Raw genomic sequence first — 18,791 nt, forward strand, 5'->3', positions numbered from 1 at the left:
TGTTGTTGAGAGGTCGAAAAGGACGCTGCGGTCCGGTGCTGGCTACAGGCTTGCCCTGTCGTCGCGGCTCGCTGCCGGCGTTGAGGGCTGGCCGGGTAACCCAACGGCTTCGCTGGCTACCGGCGTGGCGGCGGCATCCTGCGCCGGCGCTGGCTGCGGTGCCGGGAAACCAAGCGAGGCGATACCCTGCTTGCCGTCGGCATATTCCGCATACATCCAGTCCCCGCCGCTACGCGAGACGCCGGACGGTGCGGCTCGTTCGGCTACCGGGGTGCCCGCCATCCGGCCTTCCATATACGAAGCCCAGATCGGCAACGCGGTGGTGGCGCCGAATTCGTGGGCGCCCAGGCTATGGTTGTCGTCATAGCCCATCCAGGCCACCGTGACCACGTTGCCGGCGTAGCCGGCGAACCAGCCGTCGACCGAGTCGTTGGTGGTGCCGGTCTTGCCGGCCACATCCTCGCGATGCAGGTAGCGACGTACGCCGGCGCCAGTGCCGTCGTCCACCACGCTGCGCAGCAGGCTGTCCATCACGAAGGCATTGCGTTCGCTGATGACGCGCGGCGGCTCCGTGGCATTGTCGGCGGCGAACAGCACGTGGCCTTCGCTGTCGGTGATGCGCGAGATCAGGTAAGGCTCCACGCGATGGCCCTGGTTGGCGAACACCGCATACGCCGACGCGAGCCGCAGCGGCGACGTCGTACCGGTACCCAGCGCCAGCGGCAGGAAGCGCGGCAGCCGCTTTTGCGAGAAGCCGAAGCGGCTGGCGAACTCGACCGCATACGGAATGCCGATGGCCTGCAGCGTGCGGATGGCCGGCAGGTTGCGCGACTCGGCCAGCGCCTGGCGCACCGTGACCGCGCCCAGGAAGCGGCCATCGTCGTTGGACGGCTGCCAACGCGAATTGTTGTCGAGCGGGGCGTCGTTGATCAGCGTGCCCGGCGATACACCGTGCTCAAGCGCCGCCGCATAGATGAACGGCTTGAAAGTCGAACCGGGCTGGCGCAGTGCCTGCGTCGCATGGTTGAAGCGGTTGGTGCTGAAGTCGGCGCCGCCGACCATGGCTTCGATCGCACCGGTGTCGCCGTCGAGCGAAACGAGTGCCGCCTGCGGCCCGCCGTCCGGGCTGTCCAGGCGATGGCGCTTTCCGTAGCCGTCCAGGCCGCGCCGAACGGCGTCATAGGCCATGGTCTGCCGCACCGACGACACCGTGGTGTAGACGTTCAGGCCACGCGTGTACGCGTCATCGCCGAAGCGGTCGCGCGCAAGCTGGCGCGCGAGTTCGGCGACATATTCGGCGTGCCCGGCGAACTGGCCCGCATTGTCGGGGGCGATGTCCAGCTGCGCCGATCGGGCGTCGCGGTACTGGTCCTGGCTGATCATGCCGAGCGCCAGCATCCGCCCGAGCACATATTCCTGGCGGCGCTTGGCGCGCGCGAAGTTGACCACCGGATTCATCGTGGAGGGCGCCTTTGGCAGCCCCGCCAGCATTGCGGTCTCTGCCAGCGACAGCCCGTCCAGCGGCTTGCCGAAGTACGCGTGGGCCGCGCTGCCGAAACCGTACGCATGCTCGCCCAGATAGACCTGGTTCATATACAGCTCGAGAATGCGATCCTTGGACAGCGTCCGGTCGATCTGCCACGCGAGCAGGATCTCGTACCACTTGCGCGAAAGCGTCTTCTCGCGTGACAGGTAGAAGTTGCGTGCCACCTGCATGGTGATGGTCGAGGCGCCCTGCGAATAGCCCTTGCCCAGATTGGCCAGCGCCGCGCGGAACATGCCGGGGATGTCGATGCCGTCGTGCTCGTAGAACTGGTCGTCCTCGGCGGCAAGCAGTGCCTGAGTCATCTGGCGCGGCATCTTCTCGAACGCGATGAATTCCCGGTGCTCGCTGCCGAATTCGCCGATCTGCACGTTGTCGCTCGTGAAGATCCGCAGCGGTACGTCGGGGCGATAGTCGCGCAGGGCATCGACGGGGGGAAGCTGCCGCAGGCTGACGACCGCGGCGAAACCGGCGAGCAGCACGCCGGCTGCAGCCAGCGCCAACGCGGCGCCGCCTGCCTTGACTGCGAATTTTTTCATGCGCGCAATTCTAGCGGAACCGGGGCAGCGGAAGCGGCACACCGGACTCGTCATGATCGGGCGGAGCCGTGCGCGGCGTGTCGGGCAGCGGATCATGCTGCACCTGCCGCGCGAATTCGCACAACGCCACCCAGGTTTCCTGGCGCTCGACGATCGTGAAGTGATCGGTGCCGTGCATGGTTTCCAGTACGACCGGTGCCGGCCACGCAGCGACTAGCCGTTCGGAGCACGCATGCGGCACCACGTCGTCGGTCTCCGCCAGCAGCACCTTGGTGCTCTGGACGACTTTTTTGCAATGCGAAATCGAATCGAAGTGGTGGCGCATGAGCTGGCGCAGCGGCACCAGCGGAAAGCGCTTGCGCACGAGCTCAAGCATCGAGTCGTACGGCGTGATCAGCTGCAGGCTTTCGAAGTCCTGCAGGTCGGCGAGCTGGATGGCAACGCCGGTTCCAAGGCTGCGCCCCACGACATGGGCCCGCGTGCCGGGAAAGACGCGGCGCAGGTGCAGCAGGAACTGGCTGGCGTCGGCGACCGCCGCGGCCTCGGACGGCTGCCCGTCGGAGTGGCCGAGTCCGCGGTAGTCAAAGGTCGCGAAACCCATGCCGGGCGGCAGCCAGCGGGCGAACTGCAGGGTTTCCAGTACATCCTCGCCGCGGCCGGGCAGGTAGAAAAGCAGGTCGCGCACCCTCTCGCCGGGCGCATGATAGATGTAGCCGCGCAGCATGCCGCCGGGCACGATATGCGAGTAGCCGATGATGCCGTCGGGCAGGTCGCGTGGAGGGCGACGGCGCGCGTCGAACAGCAGGCGCGCCTGATTGACGGTGAGATAGGTCCAGTAGCAGGCAAAGCCGCTGGCGGTCACCAGCGTGGCGGCCAGCGCCCGGCGCATGAGGGATGACATGTCTGGGTGCGGATTCCTTTGGCACGGGAGCGGCAGGCGTCCCCAGGTGGAGCCTAACCGATTTTCGCGCAGGACGACGCGGGTTCCGGTGCCTGCGGGGCCAGTTCTTGTACGATATCGCCCATAACGCTGCGCCACCGCAGGGCGCGGCCAGGAGCCAATGGCATGAGCGAACAGAAACACGAACAATTGCGCGCCGAAGAGGCGCAGGCCATGCAGCGCGTAGTGGACGCGACCCGGCAAGTCCAGGTCGCCTTCACCGCGCTGCAATCCCAGTATCCGCCGCAGGGCAGCGGCAAGCCGTCCAAGATGGCGCTGCAGACCTTCGACGCCGCGCTGCAGGCGCTGGAGGATGCGCAGGCCACCTTCGACGAAATCCTCAACGATCTGCTCGACGAGAAACGGTAGCCTCCGCTACGAGACGCGCTTCCCGTACCGCGTGCGACGGGGGCGTCCGAGGGTCGCGCAAGCGCTACAGCGGAGGCTGGGCAGCCAGCAGTGCGGCTTCCTCGTCGCTGAACAGTTCCGAGCGCGTCAGGAAACGTTTCCCGGTCCCGCTTTCCAGCGAGAACATGCCGCCCGCACCCGGCACCACGTCGATTACCAGCCGCGTGTGCTGCCAGTATTCGAACTGCGCGCGCGTCATGTGGAAGGGCGCGCCGCCGATCTCGCCCAGGCAGACATCCGAATCGCCCACGATCAGGTCACCGGCGGCAAAACACATCGGCGCGCTGCCGTCGCAGCAGCCGCCGGACTGGTGGAACATCAACGGACCATGCCGCGCGCGCAGTTCGCCGATCAGCGCGAGCGCCGCCGGCGTGGCGACCACGCGGGTCACGGTCACGGGACTTGCTGAAACGGCGCTGGCGTGCGGCATGGCTGGTCTCACCGCGAGAAGTCCAGCACCACGCGGCCTTCGATCTTGCCTTCGCGCAGTCGTCCGAACACGTCGTTGACGTCGTCCAGCTTCGCCGTGGAGACGGTGGCCTTCACGTCGCCATGCGCGGCAAAATCGAGCGACTCCTGCAGGTCGCTGCGCGTGCCGACAATCGAGCCGCGGATGGTGATGCCCTTAAGCACCACGTCGAAGATCGGCGTGCCGAAATCGCCAGGAGGCAGTCCGTTCAAGGCAATGGTTCCACCACGCCGCACCATGCCGATCGCCTGCGAGAACGCCTTCGGCGACACGGCAGTGACCAGCACGCCATGCGCACCGCCGATTTCCTTCTGCAGCCATGCGGCCGGGTCCGTATCGCGTGCGTTGACGGCGACTTCCGCGCCGAGACGCCTGGCCAGGTTGAGCTTGGCATCGTCGATGTCGACCGCTGCGACGCGCAGGCCCATCGCCCTGGCGTACTGCACGGCCACATGGCCCAGGCCACCGATACCCGAGATCACCACCCACTGGCCGGGCCGCGTATCGGTGACCTTCAGGCCCTTGTACACCGTGACCCCGGCGCACAGGATCGGCGCGATTTCAACGAAGCCCACCTTGTCGGGCAGCAGGCCAACGTAGTTCGGATCGGCCACCACATACTCGCCGTAACCGCCGTTGACGGAATAGCCGGTGTTCTGCTGCTTCTCGCACAGCGTTTCCCAGCCTTGCAGGCAGTGCTCGCAATAGCCACAGGCGCTGTACAGCCACGGAACGCCGACGCGATCGCCTTCCTTCACGCGGCTGACACCGCTGCCTACGGCCGAGACATAGCCGACGCCTTCATGGCCCGGGATAAACGGCAGCGTGGGTTTGACCGGCCAGTCGCCGTCGGCGGCATGCAGGTCGGTATGGCAGACACCGGAGGCCTCGATCTTCACCTGGATCTGGCCGGGTCCAGGTTGCGGCACGGGCACTTCATCGATCGTGAGCGGCGCGCCGAATGCGCGCACCACCGCAGCTTTCATCATCGCTGGCATATCGACTCCTTGTTGGAAGCGGTGCCCGGGGAGGAGGGCACCGTTACGATAGTGGCACGCGCTTCGCGGCTCGGGACTGCGAATTCACCAGTAAAACGCGATGCCTTGCGTATCGTCAGAAAAAGCCGAGAGCGTTGGGGCTGTAGCTGACCAGGAGGTTCTTGGTCTGCTGGTAGTGGTCGAGCATCATGCGGTGGTTCTCGCGGCCGATGCCGGACTGCTTGTATCCCCCGAATGCGGCATGCGCGGGATACGCGTGGTAGCAGTTGGTCCACACGCGGCCCGCCTGGATGCCGCGGCCCATGCGGAACGCGCGCGCGCCGTCGCGCGTCCAGACACCGGCGCCCAGGCCGTAGAGCGTGTCGTTGGCAATGGCCAGCGCTTCTTCCTCGTCCTTGAACGTGGTGACTGATACCACCGGCCCGAAGATTTCCTCCTGGAAGATACGCATCTTGTTGTGGCCCTTGAACACGGTCGGCTTCACGTAGTAGCCGCCTGCGAGATCGCCATCGAACTGGTTGCGTTCGCCGCCGGCCAGGCATTGCGCGCCTTCCTTGCGGCCCAGGTCGATGTAGGACAGGATCTTCTCGAGCTGCTCGGCCGATGCCTGCGCGCCGATCATAGTGCCCTTGTCGAGCGGATGTCCCTGGCGGATCGCCGCCACGCGCTTGAGCGCGCGTTCCATGAAGCGGTCGTAGATCGATTCCTGGATCAGCGCGCGCGACGGGCACGTGCAGACCTCGCCCTGGTTCAGCGCGAACATGGCGAAGCCTTCCAGCGCCTTGTCGAAGTACGCATCGTCAGCGGCCAGCACGTCCTCGAAGAAGATGTTCGGCGACTTGCCGCCGAGTTCCAGCGTGACCGGAATCAGGTTCTGCGAGGCGTACTGCATGATCAGGCGGCCCGTCGTGGTCTCGCCCGTGAACGCCACCTTGCTGATACGCGGGCTCGATGCCAGCGGCTTGCCCGCTTCCAGGCCGAAGCCGTTGATGACATTGACCACGCCCGGCGGCAGCAGGTCGCCGATCACCTCCATCAGCGCAAGGATCGATGCGGGCGTCTGCTCGGCAGGCTTGAGTACCACGCAGTTGCCCGCGGCCAGCGCCGGCGCAAGCTTCCATGTGGCCATCAGCAGCGGGAAGTTCCACGGGATGATCTGACCCACCACGCCCAGCGGCTCGTGGAAGTGGTAGGCAATGGTCTCCGCGTCGATTTCCGAGATGCCGCCTTCCTGCGCGCGGATGCAGCCGGCAAAGTAGCGGAAGTGGTCCACCGCCAGCGGCAGGTCCGCGGCCATGGTCTCGCGTACGGGTTTGCCGTTGTCGATGGTCTCGGCCACGGCCAGCAGCGTCAGGTTGGCTTCGATGCGATCGGCGATGCGATTCAGGATATTGGCGCGCTCGGTGGTCGAGGTCCGGCCCCAGGCCGCCTTGGCGGCATGCGCGGCATCGAGCGCGGCATCGACATCTTCCTGCTTCGAGCGTGGCACGCGCGTGAACGGCTTGCCGGTGATCGGCGTGATGGCCTCGAAATACTCGCCGCCTGCGGGCGGCACCCAGGCGCCGCCGATATAGTTCTCGTACTGCTGCTTGTAGGGGTTGCTGACGCCCAGCTGGGCGATCTCGGCCATGTTCATGTCTCGCTCCGTCTTGTGAAGTTCGTTGGCTGGCGCGGCAAGGTGCCGCACGCGACAGGGAACATCGCAAGAGGTGTGCCGGTGCGAGTGTGTCTGGCGAAAACTGGTGTGAAAACAGGGCCCTGCGGGCGCTTTGTCGCTGACGTTGCCGTGTCAGGTGTACCTGGCCAGCGGGACGGTTGTTCCGTGATGGCGCACCTGTGCCAAAACGGAACAATTGCCGTGGCGAGGCACGCCTTCAGCGTGGCTGGAACACGATGATGGCCATGCCCGCGAACGCCACGCCTACGCCAGCGAGATCCCAGGCGCTGGGCCGCACGCCATCGACGAGCCACAGCCACAGCACGGCCACGCCGATATAGACGCCGCCATAAGCCGCATACACGCGCCCCGACGCGTCCGGATGCAGCGACAGCAGCCATGCGAACAACGCCAGCGACAACGCGCCTGGCAGCAATACCCAAGCGCTCGCGCCCTGGCGCAGCCACAGGTAGGGCAGGTAGCAGCCAAGGATTTCGGCGACAGCGGTGAGCAGGTAGAGCGTGATGGTTTTCATACGGCAGTGTGGTCTCGGGTCAGGTGCCGCACCGGGGAGTCGCGGGGGCGAAGCAATCGCGAAGTATACGGGTGCCCGAGTGCCGTCGCTGGCCTATGCTTGGATCGAAGCTTCTTCGACCGATCAGGAGATGGCGATGTCCCTGCGCTTGCTCCGTGCCGTACTGGCTGCCGCCTTCATGGCCACGTCTGTCACCGCAGTCTGTGCCCAGGGCACAGTGCCACCACGCGTCCAAAGCTACGCAGTGCCGGCCGGCGCGCATCCACACGACGTTGCGCCTGCGCCCGATGGCGCGGTGTGGTACACGGCCCAGAGCACGGGCGAGCTTGGGCGGCTGGATCCTGCAACCGGCAAGACCATCCATATCCCCCTCGGCGAAGCGTCAGCGCCGCATGGCGTGATCATCGGACCCGATGGTGCTGCGTGGGTGACGGATGGCGGCCAGAATGCGATCCTCCGGGTCGATCCCGCTACGCATGGGGTGAAGCGTTTCCCGCTCCCGGCCGGACAAGCCAATGTCAACCTCAATACCGCCGTGTTCGATACGCGCGGACGTCTGTGGTTCACGGGGCAGAACGGCATCTACGGTGAACTGGACCCCGCCAGCGGCCGCATTCGCATGTTCGACGCGCCGCGTGGCCGGGGACCGTACGGCATTGCCGCGACGCCGAAGGGCGACGTCTATTTCGCCTCGCTGGCCGGTGACTACATTGCCCGCATCGACACCACTACCGGTGTCGCGCAGGTAATTACGCCACCCACATCAAAGTCAGGGCCACGCCGCATCTGGTCCGACTCGAAGGGGACGCTGTGGGTCAGCGAATGGACCGCCGGCAAGCTGGGTGCCTATGACCCCGGCACGGCCCGCTGGCGGGAATGGAAACTGCCAGGCGATAGCCCGCATGCCTATGCGATGTATGTGGATGAGCAGGACAAGGTGTGGCTGAGCGACTGGGGCAAGAATGCCGTGCTGCGCTTCGACCCGCAGACCGGCAAGTTCGAGACCTTCACCAGTCCACGGCCGGATGCCAACGTGCGGCAGATGCTAGGTCGGCCGGGTGAAGCGTGGGCGGCGGAGTCTGGGACGGATCATCTGGTTGTTTATCGATTTGGGGGTGGGGGGAGGTGAGGGGGATTGGTCTTCGCCGGATTGCGGGTTATCGTTCTTGGCAGGCGCTGCTGTTTCGCCGGCGTAGCCGGCGAGTCACTTTTGTCCGAGCGACAAAAGTAACCAAAAACGCGTTTTGGCTGCCCCAAAGGGGCGAATTTTTATCGTAGTGTGCTGGGGGTGTTGTACGGGTATGGGCTTCAGAGTGATTTACGCTGCCTGCCGCGTGGGGCACCACCGTGAGTGGGAATACAGCGCTGATTGAACGAGCCCTGCAAGCGTCTGTGGACCCTGCTACTACCCACATCGTGTAATCGCCTTCGGCTGCGCTACGCGCAGAGCCCAAGTCTGAGCACGCAGGCCCAGGGCGAACTACGCCTCGGTGACGAGGCCCACCATGACATGCGCGAACTAAAGAGAGGAAATGGACCTCGGGCGTCCGCGACGTTGATGAGCTTGCCCCCAGACGACGACGCGCGCGCAGCGCAGCCGAAGGCGTCCCACCACTGACCTGGTTGAAACGCTGTACCCGAGTCCGTCTTGGGGATCGTCCAAAAGCCGTGCCGCGCGAGGCACAGGTTCTGACTCACATGGCGTAGCAGGTTGGAACGGCCGACCACCATCGCAGGCGTCCAAAGCCGTTGGAGCCACTGCCGCCGTGGAATTGATGGCCAGCGGCAACGACGCGCTTTTTGGTTACTTTTTGTCGCTCGGACAAAAAGTGACTCGCCGGCTACGCCGGCGAAACGGCGGCGCCAGCCAAGAGCGACACCCCGATCCCGACCACAAAACCCCCGCCGGCTCCGCCGGCGAAACAGCGGCGCCAGCCAAGAACGACACCCCAACCCCAACCACCCCACATTTCACCAACCCCAATCACTTCCGCCTCCGATCCCCCCCAACCGAATCCACAATAATCATCGTACGATCCAACACCCCCTGATCATCAAAATAAACGCTGAAGTGCGCCGGCTGATAGCCACTCGCATAGAGCCGGTACGACCATGCCTCGCGCTTCATCAGGGAGTAATACTGCACTGGCTCTCGCGGCATGCCGAAGCGCTCGGCCACATCGCGCTTGGTCCACACTCCGGGCCTGGCTTCGTAGATCTCTTTCTCGGTCAGCATCTGGCGGAAGTTGACGAGCCTCCCGTTCCCGTCAAAATCGGCCGCGTAGACCTCGAACCCCAACGGCTGGTGCGAGTAGATCCAGCGCGTGGTGCCGTCGGCGAGCTTGTAGATCTCCGTGGGTTCGCCAAACGTTTCGCGCACGGCGCTTTCGGGGCTACCGTTCATCTTCTGCGCCGTCTGGACGGGTTGCAGCGACGCACAGGCAGACAGCGCGACCGCCGTGCCAGCCACCCAAGTGGCCAAGCGATGTGACATGACCATTCTCCCTTGCCGAAAGATGTGATTCGTTTCGGCTGATAGTCGACCCAGGCATCATCCAACCACTACATTCCCGACCCTGCCCCTGCCGCGCCGGATCCGCCTGAACTACCCCCTCCTCCCACCACGGGCGTTGGCTGGAAACCGGGAGCGCTTGCCGACGAGGCACCGCCCGCCATGCCCGCCGCCGGACCGGACGCGCTGGACGAATCGTCGCCGTCTCCGCCGCAGGCAACGAACGTGAAGGCTGCAAGCAACAACGCCACGAGAAATCGAATCGACATGATGGTCTCCCCGTGTCGCATCGGTGAAATAGGGCTCTCGACTTGCCAGCGGCTTCAAGGTCCATGCACGAACTCCACCTGGATATTCATGTGTACGGCATCGCCAATCATTGGAAACCAGGCCGACAGGCCGAACTCGCGGCGGCTGACGTCTCCGGCCGCCGAGAATGCCAGCGTGCCGTCAGGCCATGGATTGCCGTCGACGCTGTCGTACGTCACGAGCAGCCGCACCGGCCGCGTGACACCGCGGATCGTCAGGTCGCCGAACAGCCACGCACGGCCTTCCTCGGCCCGGACCAGGCGGGTACTGACAAAGTGAATCTCCGGATAGCGCGCGACATCGAGCATGCCGTGGCCGCGGAGGATCGGAGACAGGAAGCGGGGGCGCGCTTCGACGCTTGTGGCATCGATCGTCACCGTTACGCGGCCGGAATCCCGGTCGCCGTGCACCTGTTCAAGCTGCGCATGCATGCGCAGAAAGCGCATCCGGATTTGTGAGCGCAAGTCCGCGTCAACGGTGAATGTGACACGTGAGTGCTGCGGGTCCAGCACGTATTGGTCGGGCTGGTCCTCGGCATCGGCCAGTTGCGCCTGGCTGATGGAGCCTGCCATCGAGGCGAACGTGGCGATCAGCAGCCCGGCAATCGCGTGCCGGCGAGGGGCTTCGAGGCTGAGTGGCGAATCGCGCACGACGCGTCCTTGGCAAACGAATCCGGAAACTCGGGTTCGTCTGACTAAACACGTGGCGATCGGGGTTTATTCCATCGCGGGGCTATCGCAAACGGCGAAAGGTGAGGCGATGGCTGTGCACGTCCGCATCGATACCGTCCTTCTGCAGAGGATGGCCACCACAAGAAGAAATACCCCGCTCGCGGCGGGGTATCCAACTGTGTCCGGTGTCCCGGAGCGACCTTACTGCGGTCCGAGCTTGCGGATCAGCGCATCCAGCTTTTCCATCTCCTCGGCCGTCAGGTCCGTCAGCGGCGCACGCACGGGACCGGCGTCGTAGCCGACCAGTCGGGCGCCAGCCTTGACGATGCTCACCGCATAGCCCTGGCGGCGATTGCGGATGTCCAGGTAGGGCAGGAAGAAGTCGTCGATCAGGCGGCCAATGGTCGCGTGGTCGTCGGCGGCGACGGCGCGGTAGAACTCCATCGCGGTGCGAGGAACGAAGTTGAACACAGCCGACGAATACACCGGCACGCCCAGCGCCTTGTAGGCCGCGGCATAGACCTCGGCGGTCGGCAGGCCGCCCAGGTAGGCCAGGCGGTCACCGAGCTTGCGGCGCACGCGCACCATCGCTTCGATCTCGCCGACGCCGTCCTTGAAGCCGATCAGGTTCGGGCAACGGTCGACCACGCGCTCCAGCAGGTCGGCGCCGATGCGCGAGTTAGCGCGGTTGTAGACGATCACGCCGATGTTCACCGACTTGCAGACTTCCTCGATGTGATTGGCAATGCCTTCTTCACATGCTTCGGTCAGGTAGTGCGGCATCAGCAGGATGCCTTTGGCGCCAAGGCGCTGCGCTTCCTGAGCGTAGGCGATGGCAACGCGGGTCGGGCCGCCTGCGCCAGCCAGGATGGGCACCTTGCCCGCGCAGGTTTCTACCGCGGTGCGGATCACGTTCGAGTAGTCATCCGGCGTCAGCGAGAAGAACTCGCCGGTGCCGCCAGCGGCGAACAGCGCCGATGCGCCGTAGGGCGCCAGCCATTCGAGGCGCTTGACGTACGTTTCCGGACGGAAGTTGCCTTGTTCGTCGAAGTCGGTGACTGGGAAGGACAGCAGGCCTTCCGAAATGATCTGCTTCAGTTCTTGCGGTGTCGTCATGTCTCTCATCCTGGGCCAGAGGTGGCAGTGGGTGATGGATTGGGGCAGGGCGGCGTTCCGCGTTCCTGCAGTGCGTTATCAATGTACGTCATCGTACAACTAGGCGAGACAATAGACAAGCACGAAAATGGCGGATTGCGGGAAAACCCCGGTGTCGTACCTTCGGTCAGCGTCGTCGGCTGGAGGTTCCCGACCGCCTGGACACCATGTACTGCAAGGAAAACGAAAGAAAATTCCAGGGTGAATCCGAGGAAATCTAGGGTAAACGCGCACTACGATGCCCGGGGCAGGTCCCTATAATCTCAGTCATACGACGACATATCTCAATCCGCCTTTTGCCATCGGCACCAAGGCCATGAGGAGACCCGATGAACGCAAGCCCCACTTCCGCCGCCACGACGACCGCGGCCGGCAGCGCCGCCACGGCGCGCCGCACCAACATCCGTTACTGGATCCTGGCGATGATCTTCATCGTCACCACGGTCAACTATGCCGACCGCGCCACGCTGTCGATCACGGGCCCCGCCATGCGCGAGGCCTTCGGCTTCAGCGCCGTGCAGATGGGCTATATCTTCTCGGCCTTCAGCTGGGCTTATGTCATGGCGCAGATTCCCGGCGGCTGGCTGCTTGACCGCTTTGGCGCGCGCCGCATCTATGCGGCCAGCATCTGCCTGTGGTCGGTGTTCACGCTGCTGCAGGGCTGGGTGGGGGTGTTCGCCTCCATGGGCGCGGTGATGACCGTGCTGTTCATGCTGCGTTTTGCCGTGGGCCTGGCCGAGTCGCCCGCATTCCCGGCCAATGCCAAGGTGGTCGCGAGCTGGTTCCCCACCTCGGAGCGGGGCACGGCGTCGGCCATCTTCAACGCGGCGCAGTACTTCGCGGCCGTGGTGTTCACGCCGCTGATGGCATGGGTCACGCATAGCTGGGGCTGGCACCACGTCTATCTCTGGATGGGCGTGATCGGCATGGCGCTGGCCCTGCTGTGGCTCAAGGTCATGCGCAGCCCCGCCGATCATCCCGCGGTCAATCGCGCGGAACTCGAACACATCGAGCAGGGCGGCGGCCTGATCCACATGAACGAAGGCGCGGCGCGCGGTGCCGGCAAGGCTGCGGCGCCGGCGGGCTGGTTCTATGCGCGCCAGCTCCTGAGCAACCGCATGCTGGCCGGCGTCTATCTGGGCCAGTACTGCATCAACGTGCTCACCTACTTCTTCCTGACCTGGTTTCCGGTGTACCTGGTGCAGGCGCGCGGCATGTCCATCCTGAAGGCAGGATTCGTGGCCTCGCTGCCGGCGATCTGCGGCTTCCTTGGCGGCGTGCTGGGCGGCATGATCTCCGACGCGCTGCTGCGCCGCGGCCATACGCTGACCGTGGCGCGCAAGGTGCCCATCGTGGCCGGCATGCTGCTGTCGGTCAGCATGATCGCCTGCAACTATGTCGATGCCGAATGGCTCGTCGTCGGCTTCATGGCGCTGGCCTTCTTCGGCAAGGGCATCGGCGCGCTGGGCTGGGCCGTGGTGGCGGATACCGCGCCCAAGGAAGTGATCGGCCTGGCAGGCAGTATCTTCAATACGTTCGGCAATATCGCCGGCATCGTTACGCCGATCGCGATCGGCTATATCCTGAGCGTCACCGGGTCCTTCAACGGCGCACTGGTGTTCGTCGGAGTCCATGCACTGGTCACGGTGCTGAGCTACCTGGTGATCGTCAAGGACATTCGCCGCGTGGAACTCAGGCACCCGCAATAACCGCAGGAAGCACAGCATGTCAGAACATGATTCGCAGGCAGTCAAGGCGCCGCTCTATATCCGCATCCATCCCGAGGACAACGTGGCCATCGTCGCGAACGACGGCGGCCTGCCCGCGGGGGCGGCGTTCCCATGCGGGCTGGTCCTGCAAGAGGCCGTGCCGCAGGGGCACAAGGTCGCGCTGTCGGACCTGAAGCAGGGCGATGCGGTGGTGCGCTACAACGTGGTGATCGGCTACGCGCTGAAAGACCTGCCGCGCGGCAGTTGGGTCAACGAGCGCGTCATTGAAATGCCCGTGGCGCCGGGCCTGACCGACTTGCCGATCGGCACGCGCGTGCCCGCACCGCTGCCGCCGCTGGAAGGCTATACCTTCGAAGGCTTCCGCAATCCGGACGGCTCCGTCGGTACGCGCAACATCCTGGCCATCACCACCACCGTGCAATGCGTGTCGGGCGTGGTCGAGCATGCCGTGCGGCGCATCCGCGAAGAACTGCTGCCGCGTTACCCCAATGTCGACGACGTGGTCGGGCTCGAGCACACCTACGGCTGCGGCGTGGCCATCGATGCGCCCGATGCGGTGATCCCGATCCGCACGCTGCGCAATATCGCGCTCAACCCGAATTTCGGCGGCACCGCAATGATGGTGAGCCTCGGCTGCGAAAAGCTGCAGCCGGACCGCCTGATGCCGGCGGGCACCATTCCGATCCAGACCGGCGCGGGCGAGGTGCAGGTGGGCGTGGTCTGCCTGCAGGACGAGCAGCATGTCGGCTTTGCATCGATGATCGCATCGATCATGAACATGGCTGAAACGCATCTGGAGCGCCTGAACGCGCGCCGGCGCGAAACCTGCCCGGTGTCGGACCTGGTGGTCGGCGTGCAGTGCGGCGGCAGCGACGCGTTTTCTGGCGTGACGGCCAACCCCGCAGTGGGCTTTGCCACCGACCTGCTCGTGCGTGCCGGTGCCGCTGTCATGTTCTCCGAGGTGACCGAAGTGCGCGACGGCATCGACCAGCTCACCGCGCGCGCCGCCACCCCCGAGGTGGCCGACGCGATGATCCGCGAAATGGCCTGGTACGACCGCTACCTCGAACGCGGCCGTGTGGACCGCAGCGCCAACACCACGCCCGGCAACAAGAAGGGCGGCCTGTCGAACATCGTCGAAAAGGCGATGGGTTCGATCATCAAGTCAGGCAGCGCGCCGATTACCGGCGTGCTGTCGCCGGGCGAGAAACTGAAGCAGAAAGGACTGATCTACGCGGCCACGCCCGCGAGCGATTTCATCTGCGGCACGCTGCAGCTTGCCGCCGGCATGAACCTGCACGTGTTCACGACCGGACGCGGCACGCCGTATGGCCTGGCCGAGGTACCCGTCATCAAGGTGGCCACGCGCAGCGACCTCGCGCGCCGCTGGCACGACCTGATGGACGTCAACGCGGGCCGCATCGCGACCGGCGAAGCGACCATCGAGGACGTGGGCTGGGAACTGTTCCGCCTGATGATCGACGTGGCCAGCGGCCGCAAGAAGACGTGGGCGGAACACCACAGGCTGCATAACGCGCTGGCGTTGTTTAATCCGGCGCCGGTGACTTGAGCCCAGTTCACGGTGGCAACAGTGCTGCTGCTGGTGCTGTCAGCTAAAGTAATTCGCTGGACAGTGCGGCTGTCGGCGTAGCCGGCGACCTATCTTTGGATACAACGGAATCCCAAATGACAGGTAGCCGAGTCCACGGCCTGCGGATGTCGTGCGGCGGGACGATATCGCTGACAGTAGTTGGGGGCGCACAGGTATGAACCGCCCTTGATGACCTTGCGTGGAATATGGCTTGTGGGGTCGGTTCGATCGTAGCTTTCGTCGATGTGGGCGCCGCGCGGATTGCGCGGGATGCAGCATCGCTTTTCCGAAGCTTCGGCGGCGTGGCGGCGGGCGTACCAGTCCGCCGTCCATTCCCAGACGTTGCCGGCCATCTGGAACAGCCCATATCCATTGGGATCGAAGGCCATAGCGGGCGCGGTGCGCGCATAACCGTCCGCACACAGGTTCTGCCACGGGAATTCTCCCTGCCAGAGATTGGCCATGTGTCGGCCGCCAGGCGTCAGTTCCTCTCCCCAGACGTACGCGGCACCGTCCAGGCCGCCCCGCGCGGCACACTCCCATTCGGCTTCGGTCGGCAGTTGCAGCCCGGCCCACCCGGCATAGGCTTGCGCGTCCTCGTATGCGATCTGGACGACGGGGTGGTCGTGCAGTCCGTCAATCGAACTGGATGGCCCGAGAGGCTGGCGCCAGTGCGCACCAGGCACGTATGACCACCAGTAGCCGATCTGCCTGATATCTACGCGGCCAGCGGGCTGGGCAAAGACCAGTGCGCCCGGCACCAGCAACTCAGGCATCGCGCCCGGGAATTGCGCGGGATCGAGCGGGCGTTCGGCGACGGTCACGTAGCCGGTCTGCGCGACAAAGCGGGCGAACTCGGCGTTAGTGACTGCCGTGCGCGACATCCAGAAGCCGTCGACGCGTACCGTGTGCGTGGGGCCCTCGTCAGCGTAGTGGTGGTCCGATCCCATGCGGAAGTCACCGCCGGGAATCCACACCATGCCGGCCGGGGCTGCAGCGTCGACCTGCGCGTTCACGGCTTGGCTGCGACCGGGGGCTGGTATGGGTCGGGCGTGCCCATCGGGATCAGCGGGTATGTCTTCGTGCTGGCCTCGAACGCGCCGATCATCTTGAGCATGGGGTTGAGCACCCAGCTCGGGCCGCGCTTGTGCTCGTCTTCGCGTGGATTGGTGTACAGGTCGAAGATATACGGGACCGGCAGCTTGGCCGGTGGCGACTCCATGTCGTCCTGCTTGTACAGATGCATCTTGTACTGATGCCATTTGACGGCCTGCAGGCGGTTGTCCACCCAGATCAGGATGCCCTCTCGCGGCGATTTGTCGGTCTTGCCTTCCAGGAACGCGGACTGGTCCATGCCGTCGATCGGCCGGTCGTCAGGAACACGGGCACCGGTCATGTGCGCGATGGTCGGGAACACATCTGTGCCGTGGACCAGTTCATTGCTGACGCGGCCAGCCGGGATCTTGCCGGGCCAGCGGATCATGAACGGGACACGGATGCCGCCTTCGTACGCGCTGAAGTACTCGCCGCGCCAGGGGCCGGACCAGCCGTCCCACGGACGCAGGTGCTCGGCGCCGTTGTCGCTGGCGAAGATGACAATGGTGTTGGAGCGCAGGCCGAGGCGATCCACGGCGTCGAGCATCTGGCCGACGTTGGCATCCATTTCGGCAAGCATGTCTGCCCAGTCGCCGTTACCGGTCTTGCCCGCCCATTTTGCGTTGGGCACCGAGGGGAAGTGCGGCTGCGTGAGGCTGGTGAAGGCAAAGAAGGGCTTGCCCGCGTGTGACTGGCGCTCCATGAAATCGACGGTGCGGCGCGTGAGTTCGGCGTCCATCTGGCGGCGCTGGTCCATGTCGTAGACCTTGAGTTCGCGGCTCTTCTCACCCTTGCGGCCTTCCATGATGTATTCGGGCCGCGTCACCTCCGGCGAATAGCCCGGCGACCCCGGCCACATTGCCTCGTACGTCGTGCGCGGAATGCCATACCACTCGTCGAAGCCCTGATCGTTCGGCAGCCTGCCGTCGTGGCTGCCCAGATGCCATTTGCCATAGAGCGCCGTGGCGTAGCCGGCCTCCGCCAGCGACTCGGCCATGGTGACTTCCCATTGCGTCATCCCTTCGGCAACGCCGCCCAGCGGCACGGCATAGGTACCCGAGCGGATCGCGTAGCGGCCGGTCAGCATGCCGGAGCGGCTCGGCGTGCACTGGGGCTCCATGTTCATATTGGTGAGCCGTGTGCCTTCGCCGGCGAGCTTGTCGATGCGGGGCGTCGGCGCGCCACGCAGGGGGCCACCGCCATAGACGCCCAGTTCGCCGTAGCCAAGGTTGTCCGCCAGGATCAGCAGGACATTGGGCCGCTGCGCTGGCTGCGCCGCAGCAGCGACCGCGCCCATGGCGAGTAGCGCCGCGACGGCGAGTCTGGTCAGCCGTCTGGCGGGAAGGGTTCGTGTGGCGGTCATGGCGGCTGGGATATCTGTGTCTTGCGCGTTAGCTTAGTGCTCCGGTCGCTCGCCCACTATCCTGAATTGGCAGGATGTTCCGATTGCCTTGTTACATCATGTCCGAAGAAAAAGACATCCAGGACTGCTCAGCGTTAGACCCTATATGTCAGGGCCGCATCGAGCCGCGACAATGCGCGCCCCGGGGCGTCCTGCGATGGCGCAGCTTTGACCCCTGGCCCCAGGCGTGCAAATCACATGTATCAGACTGACTACTGCTCCTCGGCGCTGTTCGACACCCCAGAGGGCCAGGCACGCGGTATCCCGCAGCTCAACCAGCAGTATCTCCAGACGGGCCCGGGGCGTTTCGACGGTCAGATCCAGCACTTCCGGCTCGACAAAGACGCGCTCGTCTACCGCGAGCGGCTCAATGTGCCGGTCTTGCAGGAAGGGGCGGTGGACAGGGCCTGGCGAACCTTCGCCATCCCGATGATTTTCAGCGGCAGCACTACGGTGCAGGGGCGGCAACTTGATGCCTCGGCCATGATCGGCCATCTCCCCGGCGGGTGCGACTTCCAGGCCCAGACCACCGGCCTGAGCGATCACATCGGCATCGTGCTGTGCGACAGCGTGTTCGAGATCTATGCCGACTACCTTGGCGGGTCGCGCAGCTTGCCGTGGAGGCATCAGCACCTGATCGAGATCAGCCGGGCAGCGCTGCAGCGTGCGGCACAGGGCATCGGCAGCAGCGTCAGCGTCGCGCAGGGAAATCCGTCGGCCCTGGCCTACGACCAGGCGCGCAACGCCTTGCGCGACGACCTGCTCGAGCAGCTGTTCTGCCTGCTGATCGACGCCGAGCCGCCGCAGCGCCGGCAGGATGTCACGCGCCTCACCTATACCGATATCGTCAACCGCAGCCGCCAGCATCTGCTGGCCACGCCGAACGAGCCCACGGGCGTGCTCGAGCTGACGCGGCTGCTGCGCGTGAGCCGTCGCACGCTGCAAACGGCATTCCTGGAAGTGGCCGGCGTGACGCCGCATGTCTACCTGCGCGCGGTGCGCTTGTCGTCGGTACGCCGGCTGCTGCTGCAGACCAGCGCCGAGCGGATGAAGATCCGCGATGCGGCCGCGCGCTGGGGCTTCATCCATATGGGCAAGTTCGCCATCGAGTACCGCTACATGTTTGGCTACCTGCCGTCCGAAACGGTGCGGGCCACGGGCGCATAGGAGCGTCCCCGCCACCGCCGCACTTGTTACGACTCACTGCCAAAGTGCGACACGACACCCGCAGGCGCGC

16 protein-coding genes are annotated in these 18,791 nt (G+C 65.2%); 5 read left to right on the forward strand and 11 right to left on the reverse strand.

Features of this window, described 5'->3' with window-relative positions; translation table 11 throughout:
* Nucleotides 1-42 precede the first annotated feature (42 nt).
* Together KHO41_RS20545 and KHO41_RS20550 are read right to left on the reverse strand one after the other, a co-directional pair.
* A complete protein-coding gene (locus tag KHO41_RS20545; protein WP_211955135.1) occupies nt 43-2,082 on the reverse strand; it encodes a penicillin-binding protein 1A in 2,040 nt (679 codons plus the stop codon).
* Nucleotides 2,083-2,092: 10 nt separating this feature from the next.
* On the reverse strand, nt 2,093-2,983 hold the full coding sequence (locus KHO41_RS20550) for an alpha/beta hydrolase (protein WP_211955136.1): 891 nt from the start codon (nt 2,981-2,983) through the stop codon (nt 2,093-2,095).
* A gap of 165 nt (nt 2,984-3,148) precedes the next feature.
* On the opposite strand from KHO41_RS20550, the gene KHO41_RS20555 reads away from it, so the two are divergent.
* On the forward strand, nt 3,149-3,391 hold the full coding sequence (locus KHO41_RS20555; RefSeq protein ID WP_211955137.1) for a hypothetical protein: 243 nt from the start codon (nt 3,149-3,151) through the stop codon (nt 3,389-3,391).
* 64 nt (nt 3,392-3,455) lie between these two features.
* Here the strand turns inward: KHO41_RS20555 and KHO41_RS20560 are convergent, their stop codons facing one another.
* The 4 genes from KHO41_RS20560 to KHO41_RS20575 form a co-directional block, all read right to left on the reverse strand.
* Complete coding sequence (locus tag KHO41_RS20560; RefSeq protein ID WP_211955138.1) at nt 3,456-3,860, reverse strand: DUF779 domain-containing protein; 405 nt, start codon at nt 3,858-3,860, stop codon at nt 3,456-3,458.
* Between the two features lie 8 nt (nt 3,861-3,868).
* The gene (gene adhP, locus KHO41_RS20565) at nt 3,869-4,897 is read right to left on the reverse strand and encodes an alcohol dehydrogenase AdhP (protein ID WP_211955139.1); all 1,029 of its coding nucleotides are present in this window, start codon (nt 4,895-4,897) and stop codon (nt 3,869-3,871) included.
* A 115-nt stretch (nt 4,898-5,012) separates the two neighbouring features.
* Nucleotides 5,013-6,533, reverse strand: coding sequence for an aldehyde dehydrogenase (adh, locus tag KHO41_RS20570; RefSeq protein WP_211955140.1), 1,521 nt, complete (start codon nt 6,531-6,533; stop codon nt 5,013-5,015).
* Nucleotides 6,534-6,771: 238 nt separating this feature from the next.
* Complete coding sequence (locus KHO41_RS20575; RefSeq protein ID WP_211955141.1) at nt 6,772-7,089, reverse strand: YnfA family protein; 318 nt, start codon at nt 7,087-7,089, stop codon at nt 6,772-6,774.
* A gap of 136 nt (nt 7,090-7,225) precedes the next feature.
* Here KHO41_RS20575 and KHO41_RS20580 point away from each other — a divergent pair, with 136 nt between their 5' ends.
* Nucleotides 7,226-8,218, forward strand: a complete 993-nt coding sequence (locus KHO41_RS20580; RefSeq protein ID WP_211955142.1) for a Vgb family protein — start codon at nt 7,226-7,228, stop codon at nt 8,216-8,218.
* Nucleotides 8,219-9,073: 855 nt separating this feature from the next.
* Here the strand turns inward: KHO41_RS20580 and KHO41_RS20585 are convergent.
* The 3 genes from KHO41_RS20585 to kdgD form a co-directional block, all read right to left on the reverse strand.
* A complete protein-coding gene (locus tag KHO41_RS20585) occupies nt 9,074-9,583 on the reverse strand; it encodes a hypothetical protein (protein ID WP_211955143.1) in 510 nt (169 codons plus the stop codon).
* A gap of 341 nt (nt 9,584-9,924) precedes the next feature.
* Entirely contained in the window at nt 9,925-10,560 is a 636-nt protein-coding gene (locus KHO41_RS20590; RefSeq protein ID WP_211955144.1) for a YceI family protein, read from the reverse strand.
* Between the two features lie 222 nt (nt 10,561-10,782).
* Entirely contained in the window at nt 10,783-11,697 is a 915-nt protein-coding gene (gene kdgD, locus KHO41_RS20595; protein ID WP_211955145.1) for a 5-dehydro-4-deoxyglucarate dehydratase, read from the reverse strand.
* Nucleotides 11,698-12,065: 368 nt separating this feature from the next.
* On the opposite strand from kdgD, the gene KHO41_RS20600 reads away from it, so the two are divergent.
* Both KHO41_RS20600 and garD read left to right on the forward strand, forming a co-directional pair.
* Complete coding sequence (locus KHO41_RS20600; protein ID WP_211955146.1) at nt 12,066-13,445, forward strand: MFS transporter; 1,380 nt, start codon at nt 12,066-12,068, stop codon at nt 13,443-13,445.
* A gap of 16 nt (nt 13,446-13,461) precedes the next feature.
* Nucleotides 13,462-15,036 (forward strand): galactarate dehydratase, encoded by a 1,575-nt coding sequence (gene garD / locus KHO41_RS20605; RefSeq protein WP_211955147.1) that lies wholly within the window; start codon nt 13,462-13,464, stop codon nt 15,034-15,036.
* A gap of 89 nt (nt 15,037-15,125) precedes the next feature.
* Here the strand turns inward: garD and KHO41_RS20610 are convergent, their stop codons facing one another.
* Both KHO41_RS20610 and KHO41_RS20615 read right to left on the reverse strand, forming a co-directional pair.
* Nucleotides 15,126-16,073, reverse strand: coding sequence for a formylglycine-generating enzyme family protein (locus tag KHO41_RS20610; protein WP_244873926.1), 948 nt, complete (start codon nt 16,071-16,073; stop codon nt 15,126-15,128).
* A complete protein-coding gene (locus tag KHO41_RS20615; RefSeq protein ID WP_342344473.1) occupies nt 16,070-17,515 on the reverse strand; it encodes an arylsulfatase in 1,446 nt (481 codons plus the stop codon). Before KHO41_RS20615 ends, KHO41_RS20610 begins: the two co-directional genes overlap by 4 nt.
* A 237-nt stretch (nt 17,516-17,752) precedes the next feature.
* On the opposite strand from KHO41_RS20615, the gene KHO41_RS20620 reads away from it, so the two are divergent.
* Nucleotides 17,753-18,721, forward strand: a complete 969-nt coding sequence (locus KHO41_RS20620) for a helix-turn-helix domain-containing protein (protein ID WP_211955148.1) — start codon at nt 17,753-17,755, stop codon at nt 18,719-18,721.
* The last annotated feature ends 70 nt before the right edge of the window (nt 18,722-18,791 follow it).

It is taken from the genome of Cupriavidus numazuensis, from assembly GCF_905397435.1.
GTDB lineage: Bacteria > Pseudomonadota > Gammaproteobacteria > Burkholderiales > Burkholderiaceae > Cupriavidus > Cupriavidus numazuensis.